Raw genomic sequence first — 23,951 nt, forward strand, 5'->3', positions numbered from 1 at the left:
GATTGGCGGAAATCCGCGCTGCACTTTTTAGGGCGCTAGGCGCCTTCCATGTTCTCGACCGCTTCCATCGCCTCGTCGGAAAATCCGAAATGATGGCCGATTTCGTGGACGACGAGGTGGCGAATGAGATGCTCGAGCGAATCTTCACCTTCCGCCCACCAATCGAGGATCGGTCGGCGATAGAGGAAAACCACGTCGAGGCCGGTCGGATCGTCGGCGCCGCGTTCGGTCAGCGGAACACCGCGATAAAGGCCCGCGAGCTCGAAAGGATCGTCGATATCCATTTCAGCGAGCGTTTCTTCGTCGGCGAATTCCTCGACGCGGAGAGCGACGTTGCCACATTGGGCGAGAAATGCGGGCGGCAGGGTCGCCAGCACACGGCGGCCCATTTCCTCGATCTCGCCGGCACTCGGCGCCAAGCCGAAGCTGCGCAGCGGATCGTCATGTGTGGATTCTGTCGACATCGGCCGGGCCCGTCCTCCGTTTCGGAGATTAGAACCCGGGCCGAGGCTTGAGGGCAAGCCTCAGCCGATGAGGTCGGATGTCAGCGCCAGCCAGAGAACGCAGATCACAATCAGCGATTCAGCGGCGAATGTCAGCTTCAGGAAGACTCGTCCCGTCATATCCATCTCCATCCCGGAAAATCCCGTTTCGTCGGTGTCGCGTTTCTTCAGGCGCCGGCGCCGGCCAGGGCCAGCATGAGCACGAAGAGCGAGAACAAAGTGAGGCGGGCGCTGACGGTGACGAAGCTGTCGAACATGATGGATCCCCTTAGGCGGTCTGGCGTTTGGCGGTTGCGTGCCGGTTGATGGAAACGACTTGCCCCTAAACTGGCCCTCTCGCGGCGTTTGCGCAGTGATCGGGCTCACGTGGGTGTTCGTCGCGGCCGGCAGCCATTTCTTCGCGCCAAGGGGTGGCGAAGGCGGGTCCGAATTGTGGCAAAATCAGGGGCTTGTCGCGGAAAAGCGGAGACTATGCCTAGCCGGTTGCCAGCATCGCGCCGCGCCGGCTTGTGACCGCGCTCACGCCCGTTCTCGGGCCAGTCGAGTCTCAAGGGTCAGTCGAGGGCGTAGCGGACGATGAGATCGATGACGGCGGCGATCTTGAGCCCGCTTTTCAGCCGTTCCTGGTCGAAGTCGAGGAGGCGCTTCACCTCGACATATTGGCCGGGGGCGCGGCCTTTCTCGATATCGGCCAGCTGCTGGGCCAGCATCAGGCGCAGCGCCATGTCATGGCAATCGGCGATGCGAACCAGATCGTCGGGACGGACGCGCCCGGCCTTGCGTGCCGCTTCCCAGCGGGCCTCGGTCTCCAGCGCGGTAACGCCGAGGCTCAAGGCCAGCACGCGCGCCCCGGAAACGATGGGGAGAAGAGCCCCGCGCTTCACGTTGACACGGCCGGCCTTGGTCTTCATGCCGCCGAAGAAATTGAGCTGCGGCTCGATCTGGCCGATCGAGCTGGCAAGGCGCTTCAGGAAGGTGCGTTGCTTGCCGATCTCGCTGGCCAGCGCGCGCAGATCCGCAGCGAGTTTCATCTCGCCATAGACCGGGCGGAAATCGAAGAAGATGTCGGCATTGAGCAGCGCTACTTCATCGTCGCTTGCGACCCAGAGGCCGATGCGCTTCTTCCAGCCAGCGAGGTTGTGGCGGCATTCACGGTTGCTGGCCATGACATCGCCGCGACAATAGGGAATGCCGATCTGGTCGAGAATGGCCGAACAATGCAGGCCCAGTTTCTCGAACCAGGGATAATCATCCTCGCTGCCATCGTGCACCAGCGCATGGTCCTGATCGGCCGCGAGGAGGCTTTCGCCGCGCCCAGCCGACCCCAGGACCAGGAAGCACCATTTGGCCGGCGCCGGACCGTGGCTTTGCAAGGTCAGGGCTTCGGCCAACTGCGCCACCCGCGCATAGACATCGCGGATGACGGCGGCGATGGCGCCCGCAACCTGGCGCGGCGGGACGCCTTCAGCCATCAGCGACTTGGCGAGGCGCGGCAGGGTCGCGACCACGTCCTTGAGACTCTGCGCATCCGGCGCCTCCTCGGCATCGGTCGAGAGCAGCAGCGCATCGTCGGCGCGCAGTTTCAGCAGCGCGCTCATGCTGACGATGCCGATGGCGGCACCGGTTGCCCGGTCCGTCACCACCAGATGGCGCGTCTGGTGACGGCGCAACTCCGTCAGCGCCTCGAAGATGAAGGCATCGGGCGGCAGGGTCGCGACATCCTGCGCCATCGCCTGGTGGACGGGTTGCCCCAGGCTTTCCGGCATCGCCGCCTGATGGGCGATATCGCGGTCGGTGATGAGGCCGAGGGGCCGCTGGTCGGCATCGACGATCGCCAGGGCACCGATGCGCTTTTCCGCCATCAAGGCCGCCGCAGCCGTCAGCGGCGCCCGCGCATCAATGGTGGAAACGGGTGCCCGCATCACCTCGGCAAGGCGGTTGCGATAGGCGAAGGCATCGATGCGCTGCAGGATCTCGTGATTCATCGGCCGCCCCCCTACCAGCGCCAACGGCGCGGATGGTGGAGGATCGCTGCCCGCTCGAAGGCCAGCGCCTCGCCCAGGGTGCGGATGCCGTGCGCCTTCAAGAGCGGCACCAGCTCCAGGAACAAGGCGCCGGTGGCGGCGGCATCGCCCTTGGCCGTGTGGCGGCCGACGATCTCGATCCCGAAGGCGGCGCAGCAAGGGGTGAGATCGCGGTGGCGCTCCCCCGGGTGGAGGCCCGCATAAAGGAGCGCCGTATCGAGGGCGACCGGCGGCTGCAGACGCGCGCCCAGGCGCCGCACCTCGCGCCCCAGGATGGCAAGATCGAAGAAAATCTGGTGGCCGATGACGAGACCTATTTCCAGATGGCGCAGGATTTCCGGCCAATGCTCGGCGAAATCACCCGCCTCGCGCACCATCTCGTCGACAATGCCGTGAAAGGCGCTGGAGGCGGCCGGGATGGGCCGGCCGGGATCGACCAGCCGGTCGAAAAGCGGCGCCTCGCTTAGGCTGCCGGCGGAAAGACTGAAACCGGCGGCGGAGATGATGCGGTCGCTGCGGACATTGAGGCCAGTCGTCTCGGTATCCAGCACCAGCGCCTCAAGAAGCTCAAGCGGCGTGTGGAGCGCCGGGGAATGGCCGCAGCGGATGATCGGGCCGGCACTGCGCAGCGAACCGCGAAGGGCACCGAACAGCCGTGTCCATAGGGCGGTGCGCCCCGGAACCTCAGGGGCGGAAGGATCGATTGCGGAATCGGTTTGCAACGCCACGCGCGGATCTCATCGGCAGACTGCGCCGGAGCTTACGGCAGGTTGGGGGCGCTCTGCCATGCGATTGATGCGGCGCGGGTATTTTGCATTGCAAAAGAACCTTTGCGGCAGCGCACAAAGATGTTAGAAAAAGAAAAAGTCATACAAAAATGACGAACCGACTGCCGCTGGTCGTGCTGCGCCCCTTCTTCTGAAGGGTGGTGGCGCGTTTTTTCATGCCAGCCCATTTGCAGTACGGATCATGACCCAGCCAGAACGCATCATCGAACTCTCCCGCCAAGTCAGCAGCGTGGCGGAAGGCAAGATCGCCCTCATCAACACCATCACCCGCGAGACGCGCATCCTGGCGTTGAATGCCCTCATCGAATCGGCCCGTGCCGGCGAGAGCGGGCGCGGCTTCGCGTCGTCGCCAACGAGGTGAAGACGATCTCCGACCGCATCACCGAGATTTCGCACCAGCTGTCGTCCGAACTGGCAGGCGCCATTTCCGAGCTGGTATCGCTGGGCGAGGGCCTGGTCCATCAGGTGCGCGGGCAGCGCCTCGCGGACCTTGCCTTCAACATGATCGAGATCATCGACCGCAACCTCTATGAGCGCTCCTGCGACGTGCGCTGGTGGGCGACCGATGCCGCGGCGGTGGATGCGCTTGCCAATCCCAGCGCCGAGAGCGCCGCACACGCAGCCCAGCGCCTCGGCGTGATCCTCAACGCCTATACCGTCTATCTCGACCTCTGGATCGCCGATGCCGACGGCCGCGTCATCGCCAACGGCCGGCCGCAGAAATATCCCAAGGTGATCGGCAGCAACGTCGCCCATACCTCCTGGTTCAAAGCGGCGATGGCGACATCGAGCGGTGACGATTATGCCGCCTTCGACATCGAGTCGACGCCGCTCCTCGACAATGCCCAGGTCGCGACCTACACGACGGCCATCCGCGCGGGCGGAGCCGCCGACGGCAAGCCCCTGGGTGCGCTCGGCATCTTTTTCGACTGGCAGCCGCAAGCGGCGGCCGTGGTGGCGGGAAGCCAGCTCAGTGCCGAGGAACGCAGCTTCACCCGCTGCCTGCTCCTCGACGCACAGCATCGGGTGATCGCCGCTTCGGACGGCAAGGGACTCCTCAGCGAAACGGTTGCCCTCGCCGCCCGCGAGAAGAGCGGCTACTTCGCCGACAATGGACGCATGATCGGCTATGCCCTCACCCCCGGCTACGAAACCTACCGGGGGTTGGGCTGGTACGGCGTCATCGTCCAGCAGGTCCCGAGCGCGGGGTAAGCCTACCCTTACGCCCGCATCCGCGCCGATTTCGGATCGTACATCGGGGCGAGGCTTGCTTCCGCCTTGCAACGAGTGAGCGCCACGCCGATCTCGAACTTGCCCTCGGCGATGAAGGCCGCGTCCACGCCGTCCTTGTTGTGGACATAGCCCATGCCGATGGCACCCCCCAGATGGTGGCCGTAATTGGCTGAGGTCACGAGCCCCACAAGCTGGCCGTTCCGATAGATCGGCTCGTTGTGATAGAGCAGTTTCTCCGGATCGGTCAGCTTGAACTGCACCATGCGGCGGCCAAGCTTGCCTTCTTTCTGCTTCAAGACCGCGTCGCGACCGATGAAGGGCACCTTCTTGTCGAAGGCGCAGGTGAAGCCGAGGCCCGCTTCGAGGATCGTGTCCTTGATCCCGATATCGTGGCCCCAATGGCGGAACGCCTTCTCGATGCGGCAGGCATCCATCGCATGCATGCCCGCCGGGCGCACCCCGAGATCGGCACCGGCTTCGAGCACGGAATTCAAGACGCCGCGCGCGAATTCCGCCGGGATGTAGAGCTCCCAGCCCAGCTCGCCCACGTAAGAGATGCGGGTCGCCCGCACTTTGGCATTGCCGATTTCGATATGCTTGGTGGTGCCAAAGGGGAAGCCCGCATTGGTGAGATCGGCATCGGTGATGCGCTGGAGCAGGTCGCGGCTCTTCGGCCCCATGACGCCAAGCGTCGCATAGGAAACGGTCATGTCGACCAGTTCCACATCCTCGCCCGGCTGGACATGATCCTTCATGTAATGCCAATCGCGGATTGCGGTCGCCGCCGCCGTCACCACCATGAACTTGGTGTCGGTGATGCGGAACACGGTCAAATCCGCCTCGATGCCACCCTTCGCGTTGAGCCATTGCGTGTAGACGGCCTTGCCCGGCTGCGCGATGTCAGCGGTGGAAATCCGCTGCAGCAGCGTCTCGGCATGCTTGCCCACGACCAGGAACTTGGCGAAGGTTGATAGATCGTAGAGCGCCACGCCCTCACGCGTCGCCTTCACATCGGCAGCGGCATAGGGGAACCAGTTCTGGCGGCCGTATGAATATTCGTATTCGGCTTTGACACCCTTCGGCGCATACCAGTTCGGGCGTTCCCAACCGGCCACTTCGCCGAAGCATGCGCCGAGTGCTTTCCAATCCTCATAGAACGCCGTCTGGCGCACATTGCGTGAGCTTTCAAACTGGCGGTACGGCCAGTGCATCGCATAGAGAAGGCCCAGCGCTTCCGAGACGCGGGGGACGAGGAAGCTCTTGCGGCTCATATGCGGCATCAGGCGCCGGATATCGACTTCCCACAGGTCGTGCGGCGGCTCGCCGTCGACGATCCAGTGGGCGAGCGCCATACCGGCACCGCCGCCCGATTGAATACCGATCGAGTTGAAACCGGCCGCCACGAAGAAGTTCTTCAGCTCCGGCGCAGGCCCCAGGATATAGCGCTGATCGGCGGTGAAGCTTTCCGGCCCGTTGAAGAATTTGCGGATGCCGACCTTCTGCAAAGACGGCACGCGGTGCATGGCGCCTTCCAGGATCGGCGCGAAATGATCGAAATCCTCCGGCAGCTCGTCGAAGCAGAAATCCTCGCGGATGCCGTTCATGCCCCAGGGCTTTGCTTTCGGCTCGAACGCACCCAGCAGCAGCTTTCCCGCATCTTCCTTGTAATAGGCGCATTGATCCATGTCGCGCATGACGGGCAAGTCCGGCGTCATGCCTTCCATCGGCTCCGTCACGATGTAGAAATGCTCGCAGGCATGGAGCGGGATGTTGACGCCGAGCTTCTCACCGATCTCGCGCGACCACATGCCGGCGGCGCAGACGACATATTGCGCCTTGATCGTGCCTTCGGATGTGCGCACACCCACGGCGCGGCCATTTTCGACCAGCACTTCCTCGACCTTCGTGTCCTCGAAGATCTTGGCACCCTTCATCCGGGCGCCCTTGGCCAGCGCCATCGTCGTGTCGGCCGGGTTGCACTTGCCGTCTTTGGGATAAAAGATGCCGCCGATCACGTCATCGGTGTTGAGCAGCGGCCACTTCTCCTGGACGCCAGCGCGGTCGAGCTCGATGCACTCCACCTCGAAGCTCTGCAACATGTCGGCGCCACGGCGGAATTCCTCCCAGCGTGCCTCTGACGTCGCGACCGAGAGCGAGCCCGGCTGCACGAAACCCGTCGCCTGCTCAGTTTCCTTTTCCAGCGTCGTATAGAGATCGGTCGTGTATTTCGCGAGCTTGGTCAGGCTCTCGCTATAGAGCGAGGCGCGCACCAGACCCGCCGCATGCCAAGTGGTGCCGGAGGTGAGCTTCTTCCGCTCCAGCAGAACCGTGTCCTTGCCCCAGCCGAGCTTTCCCAGATGGTAGGCGATCGAGCAACCAAGAATACCGCCACCGATAATGACGACACGGGCTTCCTTCGGGAGTGACATGGGGATCGTTTTCTTCGCTGGTTTGAGGGTGGCGGATTATGGCTGTGGTTGGTCAAGTCGGCAAATAGGTCGTGTCGATGGGCGGTATTGAGGCTGGCTGGAACGCCCCCCTCTCCCTAACCCTCCCCCACGTTGGGGGGAGGGGACTGGAGCCAGTCTGACATCAACCTCTCGGCACACCGGCTGAGCTCCCTCCCCCCAACGTGGGGGAGGGTCGGGGAGAGGGGGAGCGACTGAAGTCTCGCGCCCATCATCACGCCTTCAACCGTTCATTCTTCGGATCGAAGATCGGCTCTTCCGCAACCACGGCCGGGAAGCGCTTGCCCAGAATCTCGATCTCGAGTTTCGTCCCCACGGCGGCAAGGTCGAGCCGCACATAGGAAAGCGCGATGGATTTCCCGATGCGGAAGCCCCAGCCGCCGGAGCCGACGATGCCGACCTTCTTTCCATCCTTGAAGACGATCGAGCAGGTCGGCGCATCGGCCGTATTGCCTTCGACGATGAGCGGCACGAAGCGTTCCTTCTCGCCCGCCTCATGGCGCTTGATCAGCGCGTCGCGGCCGATGAAATCGCCCTTCGAGAGCTTCACGAAGCGCTCGAGACCGGCATCGAAGGGCGTGTACTCATGGGTGATGTCCTGCTTCCACGAGCGGTAGCCCTTCTCGAGGCGCAGGCAATCCATCGCATACATGCCGAAATCCTTGAGGCCGAGATCCTTCCCCGCCTCCGCGATCGCGTCATAAACATGAACGAGATCGCCCATCGGCACATGGAGTTCCCACCCCAGTTCGCCCACATAGTTGACGCGGAGCGCCGTAACCTTCTTACCCGCCACAACAATCTCCTGACAACTCGGCCAGGGGAAAGCGTTGTTGGAAAGATCGGCGTCGGTGATCTTTTTGAGGAGGTCGCGGGAGCGCGGGCCCGCCAGCACCAGCGAGGAAGCCGACTGGCTGACCTCAGTCAGTTTCACCGAACCATCGTTGGGCAGGTGCTGGGTCAACCAATCCATATCGTGCCACAGGCCGGAACCCGCCGACATCAGGTAGAACTTGTCCGGCGCCAACCGCGTCATGGTGAATTCGGAGAGGATCGAACCTTTCGGCGTCAGCGTGTAGGCGAGCGTCACCCGGTTCGATTTCGGCAGCGCGCCGCAGATCAAATGATCGAGCCACGCCTCTGCCCCCTTCCCCTCGACGATGAATTTCGAGAAGCCGCCGAGATCCATGATGCCGACGGCCTCAGAGACCGCCTTGCATTCCTCGCGCACCGGCTCGAACCAGGCTTGCTCAGCGCGGTGGAAGGAGAGCTTCGTCTTGGCCTCTTCCGCGTTGCGCGGGAAGTAGGCCGCACGCTCCCAGCCGCCGCGGGCGCCCATCACGGCACCTTTCTTGGTGAGCTTGTCAAAGAGCGGCGTCTTCAAACGGGGCCGCCCCGCCGGGCGCTCCTCGTTCGGGAAGCCGATGGCGTATTCGTTCTGATAAAGCTCCTCGGCCTTTTCGATCGTGTATTTCTGATCGGCGAAGACCGTGTAGCGGCGATGATCGAGGCCCCAGAGGTCCCATTCCGGTTCGCCGTGAATAATGTATTCGGCAATGGTCTTGCCGGCGCCGCCACCCTGGCAGATGCCGAAGCTGAAGCAATTGGCGTTGTAGAAGTTGGTGAGGCCATGCTGCGGCCCGATATAGGGATTGCCGTCCGGCGAGTAGGGGATGGGGCCGTTGATGACCTTCTGCACGCCGACGGTGCCCAGCACCGGCACGCGGGCCACCGCCTGCTCGATATAGCTTTCCAACCGGTCGAGATCATCGGGCCAGAGCTGGAAGGCGAATTCTTCCGGGATGCCATTGTGCCAGTCGGATTTGCAATTCCACTCATAGGGCCCGAGAATGAGGCCGTCGCGTTCCTGGCGCAGGTAATAGGAAACGTCCGGATCGCGCACCAGCGGCAGCTTCTCTTTGCGCGCCGCCAGTTCCGGGATCATTTCCGTAATCAGATACTGGTGCTGCATGGCAATGATGGGGAGATACTGCCCGACCAGGGCCGCCACCTCACCCGCGCGATAGCCAGCAGCGTTGATGACCTTCTCGGCCACGAATTCCGAACCATCCTTGGTGGTGATCTTCCATTCACCCGAGGGAAGCTGCTTGATCGCCGTGACGCCGTTGAAGCGCAGCACCTTGGCGCCCAGATCCTTGGCGCCCTTGGCCAGCGCCTGCGTCAGCTGCGAGGGGTCGATATCGCCGTCATGGGCGTCCCACAGGCCACCGACGATATCGTCCATCTCCATGATCGGATATTTGTCCTTGATCTCGGACGGCGTCAGCAGCGCGTAATCAAGCCCCTGCGCCTTCGCCATCGCGCAGGAATGGGCGAATTCCTCCATGCGCGATTTGTTGTGCGCCAAGCGGATCGACCCGGTGATGTGATAGTTCATCGGGTAATCGACTTCCTCACCCAGCGTCTTGTAGAGCTTGGCCGAATAGGCCTGCATCTTCATGACGTTCCAGGAACCGGAGAAGGTCGGCACGTTGCCGGCCGCATGCCAGGTGGAGCCGGAAGCCAGCTCGTCGCGCTCGATGAGGATGCAATCCTTCCAACCGAGCTTCGCCAGATGATAAAGCGCCGATGTCCCGACGACCCCGCCGCCGATCACTACTACGCGCGCATGCTGCGTCATTTAAGTCCCCTAGAAAGTCTGGTCTTGATAATACCTATAAACTGTCATGGCCCGCGCAGGCGGGTCATCCACGAGTTTCCCTCACGCGACGAAAGCAACTCGTGGATCCCCCGCCTTCGCGGGGGATGACAGACTAAGAAATCACCCCTTGCGCATATGCGCCCGATCGAGCCGCACCGGGAATTTGGCGCGGATGGCGTCGTCGACATGTTGCGGGATATGCGCCGGGAAATGGTTGTTCATGATCGATTTGAGCTTCTTCTGCGCGCGCGCGATCGAATCGGGCCGGCCCTGCTCGACCCATTCCTTGGGGTTCGAGCGGTCGCCGATCATCGGATAGACATATTCCGTCTGCATCAGCTGCAGCGTCTGCTCAGAACCCAGATAATGGCCGGGCCCTTCCAGGCACGTCTTGCGGATGGTCTCGATCGAAAGATGCTCGTCACTGACATCGATGCCTTTGATCGTGCGCTGGGTGGCGCCGATGATGTCATTGTCGATGAGGAGGCTTTCCAGGCAGAAGCCGAGCAAGCTTGCGTGCATGCCGGCCGATTCATAGATCATGTTGGCGCCGGCATTGCCGACGAGGGCGTGGTTATAGGCCTTCTCGTAGCCCGCCTGCGCATCCGGCGTCTTTGAATCCGTCATGCCGGAGGCGGTACCACCGGTGAGGTCGTAGAACTGCGCCATCTGCGCGGACGCGGCCGAGAGCAACGCCTGTTCAGGCGAGCCGCCCGACATCGCGCCTGTGCGCAAATCCGAGACGAAGCACCAGGTGCCGAAGATCGCCGGCGCCCCCGGCTTGATCGCGTTCACATAGACGAGGCCGGCCAAGCATTCCGCCACTTCCTGCACGATGGCGCCGGCGAGCGCCGCCGGAGCCGTGGCACCCGCTTGGCCCGCTGAAAGCAGCAGCACCGGCATGCCGCCACGCACGGCGACTTCCAGGCAGCGGCAGGCATCCTGCGCGAACTTCAGCGGAGGCACCACGAAGCAGTTCGACTGGCTGACGAAGGGGCGCTCGCGCCACTTGTCCTCGCCGCCTGCGATCATGTGCAGCATCTCAAGGCTTGCCTCGAGATGTTTGGGATCGACCCAGCTGGACCCCACATGCTTGGTCGTGCCAGAGACGGCGGCGTAGCAGGTGTTGAAATCCATTTCATATGGGTCAGGCAAATCGCGGCAGACGACCGAGCGCTGGTAGAAATGGATATGGTCCAGCGTGTCGACGATGCGCGAGATGTCGTACTGGTCCTTGGTAACCGAATCACGGTAGTCGCCGGTCAGCGGATCGACCATGTGCACGGCGGCACCCGCCGTGCCGAAATAGACCTTTTTGTCCCACGGATGCAGATCGTGACGCGGGTCCTGCGCATAAAGCGGGAAGCGTCGCGCCGCCTTGGCGAGTGCGTCTTCGACCACCGCGCGCGGGAAGGTGAGGCGACCGTTGCTGTTGAGGATGGCGCCGGCCTTGGTCATCACCTCGATACCGCTGGGGATCGCATCGGCCATGCCGATCTGCTCCAGCACGTCTAGGGCGGCATTGTGGATCTTCAGCACCTCGGCGTCGGTCAGCGGTTTGTAGCGGCCACCCTCAAGACCGGGGCGCACCGGCTGCTGATTCTCGGGCAGAGGGGCCGCGCGGGCCGCGCGCCGCGCCTCGCGCCCGCCGCGCCGAACTGTGGTATCCAAAGTCGTGCTCATGTTGATCTCCTCGCCAGCCAGGCCTTAGCCCTTGTTTTAGCGGTTGTTTTCCGGCGGATATTCGCCTTCCCGCCCCCTTCCCGGCAAGCGACCGTTCTTCAGCTTTTCATGAATTCATTTCATGTGTATCCTGGAAAAAATTCGGTAAATCATGCTGCATGGCGAAAAGAAATCTTCCATCGCTGAAATCCCTTCAGGCTTTCGAAGCTGCGGCCCGGCATTTGTCGTTCCGGGTGGCGGCCGAGGAGCTCAGCCTCACGCAATCGGCCATCAGCCACCAGGTGGCGGGGCTTGAGGAGCGGCTGGGCACCTCCCTCTTCCGCCGGGCCGCCCGCCGGGTCGAGCTGACCGAGGCCGGGGCGCAGCTCTATCCCTACTTGCGCGACGGGTTCGACCGGCTGGCCCAGGGTGTCGGCCTCGTCGACCGGGTCCGCATCTCGGGCGATTTGGTGGTGCAGGTCTATGTCACGGTCGCCGTCCGCTGGCTGCTGCCGCGCCTCCATCAATTCCAGGCGGCGCATCCCGATATCCTGGTCCGTCTCTCGACCAGCCAGCTCGATTGGGAATTCGACCCGATGACGAGCGATCTCGGCCTCATCTGTACCCGCAAGCCGCACGGACCGGGCATCCATTACACGCATCTCTTCGATGCCAAGCTGGTGGCTGTCTGCTCGCCCATCGTGCAACGTGCCGGCATGGGCCTGCGGCAGCCGGCCGACATCGTCAATCACGCCATGCTGCAGGTCTATACGGCTGCCGAGGATTGGCACGATTGGCTGGAAGCCGCCGGCATCCCGACCCTGAAAGGCCGCGCGGCGCCGAAATTCGATTCCTATCTGCTGGCGATCGAAGCGGCGATCGAGGGCCAGGGCGTTGCGGTCGTACCGGAGTTCATGGTTGCGCCCGACTTGAAGATCGGGCGCCTGGTGAAGCCCTTCCCCGAAATCGACGTCCGCCACGGCGCCAGCTGGTACCTCGCCTGCCTCGAGGAGCGGGTCAAGGAACCCAGCACGCAACATTTCCGCGATTGGCTGGTGGCCGAGATCGCCAAGGACCCGGCGTTTCAGGAGTAGGCGCTGCGGTCGAGCTTCGCCCACCTAGCCAGCTTGACCACGATACCCAGACTGGGTACAAATATACCCATTATGGGTACAAACTTAGCACCATCCAGCCTATCTGACGCGTTGTTCTCGCGCGTGCAGGCGCGCGTTCTGGGCATTCTATTCGGTGAGCCGGAGCGCGATTTCTCCATTACCGAGATTATCTCGCGCGCGGATTCGGGCAGAGGGGCGGTTCAGCGCGAACTGGAGAAGCTCGCCAGTTCCGGCATCGTCAGCGCCAGAATTCAAGGCAGCCGTCGCTTCTATCATGCCAACAAGCAATCGGCGATTTTCACGGACCTGCACCAATTGGTCTTGAAGACCGTCGGCGTCATCGAACCCATTCGTATCGCGCTGGCACCTTACCAACCAGCGATTAAATCTGCCTTCGTCTACGGATCGGTGGCGAAGGGAATCGATACGGCCAAAAGCGACATAGATTTGATGATCCTTGCTGATGACTTGAGCTACGCCGACACCTTCTCCGCGCTTCAGGCAGCAGAAACCACTCTCGCTCGTCCGATCAATCCAAATCTGATGTCGGTTGAAGCCTGGAAGAGCAAGGCAAATGTCCGCAACTCTTTCATCGCCAAAGTACTGAGACAGCCCAAGCTCTTTGTATTCGGAACGGAAGATGAGCTTAGAGCCCTTAGATAATCTGGTGAAAACTGGGCAACTGAAGCAAGAGCCGCCGGATCAGGCGGAGTTCGACGGCCTGCTGAGATCCGGGATGAACCGGCTGAAAGATGCAAGCAACAAGAACCTCTCTGCCGAGGGGCGTTTCGATCTCGCATATAATGCCGCGCATGCTCTCTCGCTTGCGGCGCTGCGATGGCATGGATACAGACCCGACAAGCGGTACATCGTATTCCCGGCCCTTCAGCATACTCTCAAGCTTGCTGCCGCCCAATGGCGCGTCCTCGACAAGGCCCATAATGAGCGAAACAGTGCTGAGTATGAGGGATACTTCAATGTCGATAGTAGACTGCTGGATGAGCTGCTGCGGATTGCGCAGACCGTCTCTGACGAGGTCCAAAAGCTCGGCCCGGTCGACCCATCATAGCGGGTGATCGCGAATGCCCGGACCTCGCACAGACAATTCGATCAATCAAACAACTCGCTCAGCCAGGATTTCTGCTTGTAGTGCTTCTGGTGATGATATTCGTCATGGTCACGGCGTTGATGCCCGCGATCCTCGCGATAGGGCTGCGCCTGTGGGGTCGGTTGTGGCACCTCGCGAACACTGCGTTCGATGATCTTGTCCAGTTCGCCGCGATCGAGCCATACGCCGCGGCATTTGCTGCAATAGTCGATCTCGATTCCCTGGCGATCGCTCATCACCAGATCCTGATTGCAGACCGGGCATTTCATCGACGCATTCTCCCTCTCGCTGGCGGGTCGTTTCTGTCCGCATGAGATGGTCCCGCGGACGCACGACCGCAAGGGTCGAACCGTCGGAAATCGGCGCGTTTACGAAGCTGACAAAACGCTGACGCGCGTCACGCCAGCGTGCGCTTTACCAGTGGAATGGTGATGGCGCGGCCTTCCGCCAGCGCGGCGCGGTCGAGTTTGGCTGCCGTCTCGGCAGCGGCGGCGAAGCTGCGCTCGGTATGCTTCAGCAGATAGTCGATCACGTCCGGCGCCACATGGATCTGTCGGTCGGCGAAATGCTTCACCAGCACGGCGGCGAGCAGTGCATCATCCGGTGGCGAGACCTCGACGGTGGGGATGGCCTTCAATCGCGACGCCAGGTCCGGCAGCTTCACATCCCATCGCGCCGGCGCCTCGCGGCTCAGGATCAGCAGCGCGCCGCCGTCGCTCTTGATGCGGTTGAGGAGGTGAAAGAAATCCGTCTCATCAAGACGCGGCTCGTCGAGGATCAGCACCGGCCTCTCAGGGAGGTCGGGCAGACGTGTCGGCGCGGTAAGAAACAGCGCCGTGTCGCCCACTTTCTCCTGAAAGACGTGGCCGAGATGCGTCTTGCCGCAGCCGGCGGGCCCATGCACAGCCAGCGCCGGCGCCGGCCAATTGGGCCAGGAATCGATGAGGGTGAGCGCCGCTTCGTTGCTGCGCGAGGCGACGAAATCCGCCGCCCCCATCGCGTTGCGCGGCGGCAGGTCGAAGGGCAGTTGCGTGCCGCTCATTTCTTTTCCGAATCGCCCGGTTGTTCAGCCATCTCTGGCGGTAGGTCGTGATGGCCGTGATAGAGCGGGCTTACCAGATAGCGACCGATGCCGAAGCGCACCAGGACGCCGATCGACGCGGCAACCGGCACCGCGAGCAGCAGGCCGACGAAGCCGAAGAGCGCCCCGCCCGAGAGCAGCGCGAAGATGATCCAGACCGGGTGCAGCCCGACGCGGTCGCCCACCAGCTTGGGTGTCAGGAAATTGCCTTCCAGCACCTGCCCGACGAAGAAGATGCCGGCAACGATGGCCGGGCTGTGCCAGCCGTCGAAACTGGCAAGCGCAATCGCCATCGCCGTCACGAAACCGGAAAGCGATCCGACATAGGGGATGAAGGTGAGGATGCCGGCCGTCATGCCGATGACGAGGCCGAAAGGCAGGCCCACCAGCATCAGCGCGCTCGCATAATAGATTCCCAGCACCAGGCAGACACTGGCCTGCCCGCGCACGAAACCGGCCAAGGTCGTGTCGATCGCCGCCATCTGGCTGCGGATCGTTGCGGCATGGTCGCGCGGCAGCAGATGATCGATGCGGGCGATGATGAGATCCCAGTCGCGCAGCAGATAGAAGGTGACGACCGGCGTGATGAAGATGAGCGACAGCAGGTTGGCGAATGCCGCGCCGCCGGAGACGACTCCCTGCACGGTCTGCGTCACGAAGCTGAAGACGGTGCCGAGCCGGTTCTTCAGCAGCGAGCCCAGATCGTCCATCGCCGGCAGATCGAAGCGCACGCGGAAGTTTTCATAGAGCGGCAGCAGGCGCTGATGCGCGCGGCTGACCAGGTCGGGCAGGCTGGTGATGAAAGAAGTCAGCTGATCGATCAGCAGCGGCACGATCAGCAGGAACGCCAGGATGACGATGAGGGCGAAGGCAATGGTGACGAGCGTCGTCGCCAGCGCGCGCGAACAGCCCCATTCCTCAAGGCGGTCGCAAACGGGGTCGAGGAAATAGGCGACCCCCATGCCGGCGACGAAAGGCAGCAGCACGGTGCGCAGCAGATAGACCAGGATCAGGAAGACGATGAGCGCCGCCAGATAGCTGGGCCAACGCCGCAGGCGGGGCGGCGGCGGTTCGTCGAACTCGATGCTGATGTCGCGAATGTCGGTCATATCGCTCGGTTCATGGTGTCGGCGTGCCGCCGCTGCCGGCGAGCGTCAGCGTGGCGACGCCCTCGCCGCTCGGCACCAGATTGAGATCGGCTTGGGCGAGAGCACGAATGAACTGGTCTTCCGCACCCGCATAGGAAATTTCGAGATCGGCGCCGCTCTTGGCGAGTTCCTTGAGGTTGACGCCCTTGATGAGGCTCACCTGCGCCAGATGCCGCTTGATCGCGATCCATTGTTCGATCCCGGTCAGCGGCACATGGACCGACAGGGTCGTGCGCTGGTTGGGGTCGACCAGATTGGCACTCTTCCAGGCGCCTTCCAGCATCGCTTGCACGGTGGCAACACCCTGGGCCATCAGCCCGTCCGGATCCGCCGCCGGTCCGGTCAGCGTATCCTTGAAGGCCTGCGGCCCTTCGGCGCTGTAGCGCGTCACGTTGAGCGTCAGGGTGCGCTGGCCGTCGGCACCGGGAGCACTCATCTGCGCCTCGGCGACCGCGACATCCCCCGCCTGGTACCGCTCGCCCATGAATTCGAGCTTGGGCTCGTTGCCGCCCAGAGCCTCTGTGGCGGAGAGCGTGTTCTGGTCGTCAAGATCGCCGCGCGGGACGACGATCGGCACCAGCGCATTGCCGGCGGGACGCGTCGTCCAGGCGGCCAGCCATTGATTGGTCGGCCCCCAGAGGCCAGTCGTCCCGGTCTCGTCGGTATAGACGGGGATCACCAGCATCTGCTTGGAGCGGGTCTCGGCAAAGGCCACGCCCTGGCCGCTCAGGAATTCCTGCACCGGGGCGGCGGCAAAACGGATCGTGTAGCGGCCGACATAATGGGTCGCCGCCATCTTTTCTTCCTCGATCTCGACATCGGCAACCCAGCCGCCGATCTCGTCATCGCTCGGAAGCTGCAGCCCCGCCACCTGGTCGGCAGGTGCGATCTCGGCCAGGATCTTTTTCAGCGCCTCGCGCTGGGCCATCAGCACCGCCTGATCGCGCAAGGTCGCAGCGTCGCCCGTCACGTCGACCGGCACCCCGGATGCCACATAGACATTCTGCGCCACAGCCGGGTTGATGGCTGCCGGAACGGTCAGAATGAGGCCCGAAAGGAGGCCGAGGAGGGCCAGAAAATTGCGAATCGAGACGCCCGCTGGGGCCATTGCAAACCACCCTGAAATGCGTATTGTCCGACCGAGCTTATAGCAAATCTGTGTCCAAGGAAGCCAGTAGCGCCGGGTCGCTTCTTTCCGCCGGGCACCAGCAATCACAAGGACTTAACGAATAGCATGGGCAATGGCATCACCTATCGCGATGCCGGTGTCGATATCGATGCCGGCAATGCCCTGGTCGAAGCGATCAAACCCTTGGCCAAGGCCACGGCACGTGCCGGCGCAGATGCCGGATTGGGTGGATTTGGCGCCTTTTTCGACCCGAAACGCGCCGGTTTCCGGGATCCGATCCTGGTCGCCACCACGGATGGCGTCGGCACGAAGCTGAAGATCGCGATCGAGGCTGGCTGCCATGACACGATCGGCATCGACCTTGTCGCCATGTGCGTCAACGATCTGGTGGTGCAAGGGGCCGAGCCGCTTTTCTTCCTCGACTATTTCGCGACCGGCAAGCTCGATGTCGAGACGGGCCGCAAGATCATCGCCGGCATCGCCGAAGGGTGCAAACAGGCTGGCTGTGCCTTGATCGGCGGTGAGACGGCGGAAATGCCCGGCATGTATGCCAAGGGCGATTACGACCTCGCGGGCTTCTCGGTGGGGGCCGTCGAACGCGATGCGGCGATCACCGGCGCCAATGTCGGGGAAGGCGATATCGTGCTGGGCCTGGGTTCCAGCGGCGTCCATTCCAACGGCTATTCGCTGGTCCGCAAGATCGTCGAAGTGAGCGGCCTCAATTACGATTCGGACGCCCCCTTCCAAAAGGGCGAGCGCCTGGGCAACGCCCTCCTCACCCCCACCAAGATCTATGTCCGCTCGTGCCTTGCCGCCATTCGCCGCGAAGGCTCGAAGCTGGGCGGGGTGAAAGCCTTGGCTCATATCACCGGCGGCGGCCTTCTTGAGAATATCCCGCGCGTACTGCCCAAGAACCTCTCCTGCGATATCGACGCCGCGACCTGGACCCTGCCGCCGGTCTTCGGCTGGATGCGGAAAGTGGCCGGCACGGATGCCCAGGAAATGGCACGCACCTTCAATTGCGGGATCGGCATGGTGCTGGTGGTGGCGCGCGACGATGCCGCCGGCATTGCCAAGGTGCTGCGCGATCAGGGCGAGACGGTCAACGAAATCGGCCGCATCGTGGCGCGGGCCGAGGGCGAGGCGGGCTGTGTCGTCCGCAATACCGGTCACTGGTAAATGGCGAAGCTGAAGATCGCGGTCCTGATTTCGGGTCGCGGCAGCAACCTGCAGGCGCTGATCGACAATTTCGGCCCGGCGGTCGCCAATTCGCCGATCGAGATCGTTCTGGTCCTCTCCAACCGGCCGGATGCTTTCGGCCTGACGCGCGCGGCGCGCGCCGGCATTGCCACCACGATCGTCGACCACAAAGCGTTTGCCGACCGCACGAGCTTCGATGCGGCGATGGACCAGGAAATCCGTGCGCATGGGGCCGAACTCGTGGTCCTTGCCGGTTTCCTGCGCCTTTTGACCGATGGCTTCATTGCCGGCTGGCACGACAGACTAGTCAACATCCACCCGGCCCTGCTGCCCGCCTTCAAAGGGCTGAAGACCCATGCCCGCGCGCTTGAGGCAGGTGTGCGTTTCCACGGCTGCACGGTGCATTTTGTGCGGCCAGAAATGGATACCGGCCCGATCATTGCCCAGGCGGCCGTGCCCGTCCGCCCGGAAGATGACGAAAACAGCCTGGGCGGCCGCGTGCTCGCCGCCGAACATCGCCTGTTCCCGCTGGCACTCCGCCTCATCGCCGAGGGAAAAGTGACGGTCGAGGGCGAGCGCGCCGTCATCCATGATGCGGCTTTTGCCGGCAGCGCGCTTTTCAATCCGCTGGGCGCCTGATGCCTGAGCGGCGTGCAGCCCGGCGATATTGGCTGCTGCCGCTCCTCATGCTCGCTGGCGCGCCGCATGCCGCATCAGCGCAGACGATGGATCACTATTCGCTGCTGATGGCCTTCCTGCCGGGGCAGTGCCTGGTAAAGCCGGAACTGCCGCTGTGCGAGGGCTTGACGCTCAAGGACCCCGCGGCACGCAACCTCACCCTCATCGGCCTTAGGCCCGATCCCAGGAGCGGTTCGGTTCCGTTACGCGATTGCGATCCAATGGCCGGTGCCTTTTCAACGCCCCTCATGGATGGCGATGTCGAAACGCCGGGCAGCGAATCCTGCGCCATGCCGCCGCTCAAGCTCAGTGACGATCTTGCCAGGGCCTTGAAAGAGGTGATGCCGAGTGTCGCCCAATGCGCCGAGCGGCGTTTCTGGTCGCGCTACGGCGCCTGTTCGATGCTGTCCGAGGAGATGTATTTCGAACGGGCCGTGGGGCGCGCCAAGGATCTGCAGAAGAGCCTGCTCAACGTCACCATCGCCAGCAGCATCGGCAGCCGCGTCAAGCGCGACGCGCTGGTCGCGGCCTTCACCCAGCAATTCGGCGAAGAGAATGCGGCAGCGCTGCAGCTCGTCTGCGGCCGCTCGAAGAAGAAGCTGCAATCTGTCCTGACCGAGGTGCGCGTCAAGCTCAACCAGCTGGGCACCATGCGCTCGCTGACGAAGGAAAGCTTGTGGCAGGAAAGCGGCAGTGCCCAGCGCCACCGCTGCCCGGAGGAGATATTGATCCCCGAGGCAGGTCAACCGGTACCCGATGCGGTTGCCAAACCGAAGCCGCCCGGCACCGTCGATATCCCGCAGATGCCGGATGTCCCTTCACCGGTCGTCCCGGCGGTTGAGCAGCCGACCATATCCGTGCCCGAGATTACGGCACCGAAGAAGGTCGACCCGACCAAGCCACAACCCATGGACACCGAGCCCACAGTCATCATCCCGCCCTTGCCGGAATAGGCTGGCTGGCTGCCTGCCCATGCGGCATGCAATTGCCCTCTGGCCCCGTTTTCGGTAAAAAGGGGCCAATCCAACGGCTCATTTTCGGAGATTAACCATGGCTACGCCGTCCGGCTCGCTCAACGATCAGATCCTCGCCAACCGCCAGCAGACCTGGAACGGCCTCGGCCGCCTGCTCTTCTGGGGCACCATCTATGCCCTGGTCCTCGCTTTGGTGACGACGCTCCACGTGGTGAATGGCCCGTCGGTCGGCCTTGGCATCTTCTCGTTCCTCGGCGTGGTCGGCGGCTTCATCGTCGTCGTTGCAGCGGTGAGCCGGAAGTAGCCGCTTTCCGAACCGGACAAACAAAAACGGCGCCGCTGGGGTATCCAGCGGCGCCGTTTCCGTTTGATCTTTCCGATATCAGCCGACGATGTCGGAACCGGCGAAGAAGTAGGCGATCTCGATCGCGGCGTTCTCCGGGCTGTCTGAACCGTGGACCGAGTTGGCTTCGATCGATTCAGCGAATTCCTTGCGGATGGTGCCCGGGGCGGCATTGGCCGGGTTGGTGGCGCCCATGATGTCGCGGTTCTTGAGGACCGCGCCCTCGCCTTCCAGCACCTGGACGACGACCGGACCGGAGGTCATGAACTTGACGAGGTCGGCGTAGAAGGGACGCGCGGCGTGCACTTCGTAGAACTTCTTGGCCTGGGCTTCCGACATCTGGATGCGGCGCTGGGCGACGATCTTGAGGCCGGCTTCCTCGAACTTGGCGTTGATCTTGCCCGTGAGGTTGCGACGGGTGGCGTCCGGCTTAATGATCGAGAAAGTACGTTCGATGGCCATGATTTTCCTCATGTCTGGAGTTGCGGGCAGCGGGCTTAAAATCGCCGGCGCCCCTTGGCGGAATTCGGGCTGGCTTATATACAACTCCTCCGCAGCGCACAACCGAACCCGGATGACGCTTGCGCCGAAGCGCCCAGATTCTCAATAAATAACGTTAGAACAATATGTTAACGATCAACAACCTGACATATCGCATCGCCGGCCGCGAGATCCTGTCGAACGCCAGTGTCTCCGTTTCGGCCGGTCACCATGCCGGTTTGGTCGGGCGCAACGGCGCTGGCAAGTCGACTTTGCTGAAGCTCATCTCGGGCGATCTCCATGCCGATTCAGGGACGATCGACGTGCCGAAGGCCTGGCGCGTCGGGCGCTTGGAACAGGAAATGAAGGATCAAAGCCGCAGTCTGATCGATTGCGTGCTGGCGGCGGATACCGAGCGTACGTCCCTGATGGCAGAAGCCGATCATGCGACCGACCCCAACCGCATCGCCGAGATTCATGCGCGTCTTGCCGACATCCAGGCGCACAGCGCCGAGTCTCGCGCGGCGGAAATTCTGGCCGGTCTCGGTTTCGATGGCACGGCGCAGCTGCGCCCTTTGAGCGACTTCTCGGGCGGCTGGCAGATGCGCGTGGCACTCGCGGCCCAGCTCTTCTCGGCACCCGACCTGATGCTGCTCGACGAACCCACCAACCATCTCGATCTCGAAGCGACGCTGTGGCTTGAGAGCTATTTGAAGAACTATCCCGGCACGATCCTGCTGGTGAGCCATGACCGCGACCTTCTCAACAAGGTGGTGAACCGCACCATCCATCTTTCGCGTGGCGGCATGATCTCCTATGCCGGCGGCTATGACGATTTCGAGAACATGCGGCGCCTGCGCATGGAGCAGGACATGGCGATGGCCGCCAAGGTCGATGCCCAGCGCAAGCACATGCAGGCTTTCGTCGACCGTTTCCGCTACAAGGCATCGAAGGCGCGGCAGGCACAGTCGCGCCTGAAGATGATCGCCAAACTGCAGCCGATTGCGTTGGTGGCCGACGAGAAGGGGGTCAACATTTCCTTCCCGCAGCCGGAAGCCCTGGCGCCGCCCCTCATCACCCTCGATCATGTCTCGGTGGGTTACGAGCCGGGCAAGCCGATCCTCAAGAATCTCGATCTCCGCCTCGATCCCGATGACCGCATCGCGCTGTTGGGCTCAAACGGCAACGGCAAATCGACTTTCATCAAGTTGCTCGCCGGTCGTCTCGAAGCCATGAGCGGCCAGGTACGTAAGTCGCAGAAGATGCGCGTCGGCTATTTCGCGCAGCACCAGACCGACGAGCTCGATCTCGACGCAACGCCGATCGAAGTGATGGCACGCGCCGCCCCCGATCTGCTGCCCGACAAGCGCCGGGCGCATCTCGGCCGTTTCGGCTTGGGACAGGATCAGGCGAACACGAAGGTTGCGCAGCTCTCGGGTGGCGAGAAGGCGCGCCTGCTGCTGGCTCTGATGAGCCGGCAGGCGCCCAACATCCTGCTGCTCGACGAACCGTCGAACCATCTCGACATCGACAGTCGCCAGGCGCTGGTCGAGGCGATCAACGAGTTCGAGGGCGCCGTGATCATCATCAGCCACGATCCCAATCTCATCGAGCTTTCGGCCGACCGGCTGTGGCTGGTGAAGGATGGCGGCGTCAAAGCCTTTGACGGCGACATGGACGATTATCGCCGCCAGATCGTCAACGAGCGGCGCGAGAGAAATCGTAGCGAGAAGAAGGGGGCGTTGCCCGAAAAAGCCTCAGCCCCGAAGCTTGCCGCGGCGCATGGCGGCCCGGCAGCGGCCAAGTCCGCACCCAAACCGGCTGCCACATCAAAGAAAGTGGTCGCGATCTCGCCGGAGAAGAAGAAGGCTCTCAACAACGCGGAGCTCGCGGTCAACAAACTGACCCAGGCCCTCGACCTCATCGAAGCCAAGCTCTCCGATCCATCCCTTTACAATGACGGCGGCACGGCGACCCTCCAAACCTGGCAGACCAAGCATGCCGAGGTGAAGAAGAAGCTCGCCGAAGCCGAGGAAACCTGGCTGGAGCTGAGCGAAGGGTGAGCCTGCTCCGGCCCCTCATCTATCTATTTGATATAGATATGATTTCCTGATGGCGATGGCAGCCTGCGGAGATTAGACCCGTTATTCTCCGCAGAATATGCGGAGAATAACGCTTCCGCCTGCGGAGATTAGCAGTTACATTCTCCGCACCTTCTGCGGAGAATGACATGTATATCTGGGACGATCCGCAATGGCCGCAACTGACCTGGCGGTCGGACGGGCTGATGGAGAAGCTGAGCGACGTCCGCCATGCCCAGGGTCGGCTGCTGGGCCGGATGGAGGGGCTGGGCTTCCGACTGCGCGAAGAGGCCATGCTGCAGACGCTGACCCAGGACGTGGTCAAGTCGAGCGAAATCGAGGGCGAGCACCTTGATATCGAGCAAGTACGTTCGTCGATCGCGCGTCGATTGGGGCTCGACATCGCCGGCCTGGTACCGGCCGACCGCAATGTGGATGGCGTGGTCGAGATGATGCTCGACGCCACCCAGAATTTTGATCAGGCGCTCACGACCGAGAGATTGTTCGCCTGGCATGCCGCCTTGTTTCCGACCGGCTATAGCGGCCTGGTGAAGATAAAAGTCGCCGGCTGGCGCGATGATTCCGATGGCCCGATGCGCGTCGTCTCGGGTCCGATCGGGCGCGAACGCATCCACTATGTGGCGCCGCCGGCCGACAAGGTCGCCTTCGAGATGGAGAGGTTCGTGACATGGTTCAATGCGCCCCCCAAGACGGACCCCGTTCTGAAATCGGCCCAGGCACATTTCTGGTTCGTCACCATCCACCCCTTCGAGGATGGCAATGGCCGCATGGCCCGCGCCATAGCCGATATGGCCCTGGCGCGATCGGAAAAAAGCCGACAGCGCTTCTACAGCATGTCGAACCAGATTCGGCAGGAACGCAAAGCCTATTACGAGATCTTGGAGCGTAGCCAGAAAAGCAGCGTCGATATTACGGCCTGGATGGATTGGTTCCTCGGCTGTCTTGGCCGCGCCGTGGCCAATGCCGACACGTCGCTGACCGGCATCATGCTGAAGGCAAAATTCTGGGAACGCTTTGGCCGCATCGCGCTCAATAATCGTCAGATCAAGGTATTGAACCGCCTGCTCGACGGATTCGACGGCAAGCTCACGACGTCAAAATGGGCCATCATCGCGAAATGCTCGCAGGATACGGCAACGCGCGACATCCAGGACCTGATCGCTAAAGGCGCCTTGCGCAAGAACGATGCGGGCGGTCGCAGCACCAGCTATGAACTGACCGATGGCGACGAGACGCACCGGAAATAGGGCTGC

The 23,951-nt window shown here is 62.7% G+C and carries 23 protein-coding genes; 11 read left to right on the forward strand and 12 right to left on the reverse strand.

Going from position 1 to position 23,951, the window contains the following annotated elements; all coding sequences use genetic code 11:
• Positions 1–35: 35 nt before the first annotated feature.
• From ACE3PP_RS13140 to ACE3PP_RS13155, 4 genes are all read right to left on the reverse strand, one after another.
• Positions 36–464, reverse strand: coding sequence for a metallopeptidase family protein (locus tag ACE3PP_RS13140; protein WP_374382985.1), 429 nt, complete (start codon positions 462–464; stop codon positions 36–38).
• Positions 465–1,057: 593 nt separating this feature from the next.
• Entirely contained in the window at positions 1,058–2,488 is a 1,431-nt protein-coding gene (locus ACE3PP_RS13145; protein WP_374382987.1) for a DUF294 nucleotidyltransferase-like domain-containing protein, read from the reverse strand.
• An 11-nt stretch (positions 2,489–2,499) separates the two neighbouring features.
• Entirely contained in the window at positions 2,500–3,255 is a 756-nt protein-coding gene (locus ACE3PP_RS13150; RefSeq protein WP_374382989.1) for a PolC-type DNA polymerase III, read from the reverse strand.
• Between the two features lie 32 nt (positions 3,256–3,287).
• On the reverse strand, positions 3,288–3,482 hold the full coding sequence (locus ACE3PP_RS13155) for a hypothetical protein (RefSeq protein ID WP_374382991.1): 195 nt from the start codon (positions 3,480–3,482) through the stop codon (positions 3,288–3,290).
• A 14-nt stretch (positions 3,483–3,496) separates the two neighbouring features.
• Here ACE3PP_RS13155 and ACE3PP_RS13160 point away from each other — a divergent pair, with 14 nt between their 5' ends.
• Both ACE3PP_RS13160 and ACE3PP_RS13165 read left to right on the forward strand, forming a co-directional pair.
• A complete protein-coding gene (locus ACE3PP_RS13160) occupies positions 3,497–3,676 on the forward strand; it encodes a methyl-accepting chemotaxis protein (RefSeq protein ID WP_374382993.1) in 180 nt (59 codons plus the stop codon).
• The gene (locus tag ACE3PP_RS13165; RefSeq protein ID WP_374382995.1) at positions 3,673–4,527 is read left to right on the forward strand and encodes a chemotaxis protein; all 855 of its coding nucleotides are present in this window, start codon (positions 3,673–3,675) and stop codon (positions 4,525–4,527) included. The genes ACE3PP_RS13160 and ACE3PP_RS13165 overlap by 4 nt, the downstream gene beginning before the upstream one ends.
• An 8-nt stretch (positions 4,528–4,535) precedes the next feature.
• Here ACE3PP_RS13165 and ACE3PP_RS13170 read toward each other — a convergent pair whose 3' ends face one another.
• From ACE3PP_RS13170 to ACE3PP_RS13180, 3 genes are all read right to left on the reverse strand, one after another.
• Positions 4,536–6,977, reverse strand: a complete 2,442-nt coding sequence (locus ACE3PP_RS13170; RefSeq protein ID WP_374382997.1) for an FAD-dependent oxidoreductase — start codon at positions 6,975–6,977, stop codon at positions 4,536–4,538.
• 253 nt (positions 6,978–7,230) lie between these two features.
• Complete coding sequence (locus tag ACE3PP_RS13175; protein ID WP_374382999.1) at positions 7,231–9,657, reverse strand: FAD-dependent oxidoreductase; 2,427 nt, start codon at positions 9,655–9,657, stop codon at positions 7,231–7,233.
• Positions 9,658–9,798: 141 nt separating this feature from the next.
• A complete protein-coding gene (locus tag ACE3PP_RS13180) occupies positions 9,799–11,361 on the reverse strand; it encodes a trimethylamine methyltransferase family protein (RefSeq protein ID WP_374383001.1) in 1,563 nt (520 codons plus the stop codon).
• A 158-nt stretch (positions 11,362–11,519) separates the two neighbouring features.
• Here ACE3PP_RS13180 and ACE3PP_RS13185 point away from each other — a divergent pair, with 158 nt between their 5' ends.
• The 3 genes from ACE3PP_RS13185 to ACE3PP_RS13195 all read left to right on the forward strand — a co-directional run bounded on the left by ACE3PP_RS13185 (position 11,520) and on the right by ACE3PP_RS13195 (position 13,524).
• Positions 11,520–12,434, forward strand: a complete 915-nt coding sequence (locus ACE3PP_RS13185; RefSeq protein ID WP_374383003.1) for a LysR substrate-binding domain-containing protein — start codon at positions 11,520–11,522, stop codon at positions 12,432–12,434.
• Positions 12,435–12,545: 111 nt separating this feature from the next.
• Complete coding sequence (locus tag ACE3PP_RS13190) at positions 12,546–13,118, forward strand: nucleotidyltransferase domain-containing protein (RefSeq protein WP_374383005.1); 573 nt, start codon at positions 12,546–12,548, stop codon at positions 13,116–13,118.
• Complete coding sequence (locus ACE3PP_RS13195; RefSeq protein WP_374383007.1) at positions 13,096–13,524, forward strand: hypothetical protein; 429 nt, start codon at positions 13,096–13,098, stop codon at positions 13,522–13,524. Before ACE3PP_RS13190 ends, ACE3PP_RS13195 begins: the two co-directional genes overlap by 23 nt.
• 41 nt (positions 13,525–13,565) lie before the next feature.
• Here the strand turns inward: ACE3PP_RS13195 and ACE3PP_RS13200 are convergent, their stop codons facing one another.
• The 4 genes from ACE3PP_RS13200 to ACE3PP_RS13215 all read right to left on the reverse strand — a co-directional run bounded on the left by ACE3PP_RS13200 (position 13,566) and on the right by ACE3PP_RS13215 (position 16,900).
• Positions 13,566–13,799, reverse strand: coding sequence for a zf-TFIIB domain-containing protein (locus ACE3PP_RS13200; protein ID WP_374383009.1), 234 nt, complete (start codon positions 13,797–13,799; stop codon positions 13,566–13,568).
• A gap of 161 nt (positions 13,800–13,960) precedes the next feature.
• Entirely contained in the window at positions 13,961–14,605 is a 645-nt protein-coding gene (locus tag ACE3PP_RS13205; RefSeq protein WP_374383011.1) for a hypothetical protein, read from the reverse strand.
• Positions 14,602–15,753, reverse strand: a complete 1,152-nt coding sequence (locus tag ACE3PP_RS13210) for an AI-2E family transporter (RefSeq protein ID WP_374383013.1) — start codon at positions 15,751–15,753, stop codon at positions 14,602–14,604. The genes ACE3PP_RS13205 and ACE3PP_RS13210 overlap by 4 nt, the downstream gene beginning before the upstream one ends.
• A 10-nt stretch (positions 15,754–15,763) precedes the next feature.
• Complete coding sequence (locus tag ACE3PP_RS13215) at positions 15,764–16,900, reverse strand: DUF2066 domain-containing protein (protein WP_374383015.1); 1,137 nt, start codon at positions 16,898–16,900, stop codon at positions 15,764–15,766.
• Positions 16,901–17,026: 126 nt separating this feature from the next.
• On the opposite strand from ACE3PP_RS13215, the gene purM reads away from it, so the two are divergent.
• From purM to ACE3PP_RS13235, 4 genes are all read left to right on the forward strand, one after another.
• Positions 17,027–18,100 (forward strand): phosphoribosylformylglycinamidine cyclo-ligase, encoded by a 1,074-nt coding sequence (gene purM, locus ACE3PP_RS13220; RefSeq protein ID WP_374383017.1) that lies wholly within the window; start codon positions 17,027–17,029, stop codon positions 18,098–18,100.
• Positions 18,101–18,760 (forward strand): phosphoribosylglycinamide formyltransferase, encoded by a 660-nt coding sequence (gene purN, locus ACE3PP_RS13225; protein WP_374383019.1) that lies wholly within the window; start codon positions 18,101–18,103, stop codon positions 18,758–18,760.
• On the forward strand, positions 18,760–19,752 hold the full coding sequence (locus ACE3PP_RS13230; RefSeq protein ID WP_374383021.1) for a hypothetical protein: 993 nt from the start codon (positions 18,760–18,762) through the stop codon (positions 19,750–19,752). The genes purN and ACE3PP_RS13230 overlap by 1 nt, the downstream gene beginning before the upstream one ends.
• Positions 19,753–19,849: 97 nt before the next feature.
• On the forward strand, positions 19,850–20,077 hold the full coding sequence (locus tag ACE3PP_RS13235) for a hypothetical protein (RefSeq protein ID WP_374383022.1): 228 nt from the start codon (positions 19,850–19,852) through the stop codon (positions 20,075–20,077).
• 78 nt (positions 20,078–20,155) lie between these two features.
• On the opposite strand, the gene ndk is transcribed toward ACE3PP_RS13235, so the two are convergent.
• Positions 20,156–20,578 (reverse strand): nucleoside-diphosphate kinase, encoded by a 423-nt coding sequence (ndk, locus tag ACE3PP_RS13240; RefSeq protein WP_374383024.1) that lies wholly within the window; start codon positions 20,576–20,578, stop codon positions 20,156–20,158.
• 164 nt (positions 20,579–20,742) lie between these two features.
• On the opposite strand from ndk, the gene ACE3PP_RS13245 reads away from it, so the two are divergent.
• Positions 20,743–22,659 (forward strand): ABC-F family ATP-binding cassette domain-containing protein, encoded by a 1,917-nt coding sequence (locus ACE3PP_RS13245; RefSeq protein WP_374383025.1) that lies wholly within the window; start codon positions 20,743–20,745, stop codon positions 22,657–22,659.
• 167 nt (positions 22,660–22,826) lie between these two features.
• Entirely contained in the window at positions 22,827–23,945 is a 1,119-nt protein-coding gene (locus ACE3PP_RS13250) for a Fic family protein (protein WP_374383027.1), read from the forward strand.
• Positions 23,946–23,951 lie beyond the last annotated feature (6 nt).

It is taken from the genome of Dongia sp., from assembly GCF_041910485.1.
Lineage (GTDB): Bacteria > Pseudomonadota > Alphaproteobacteria > Dongiales > Dongiaceae > Dongia.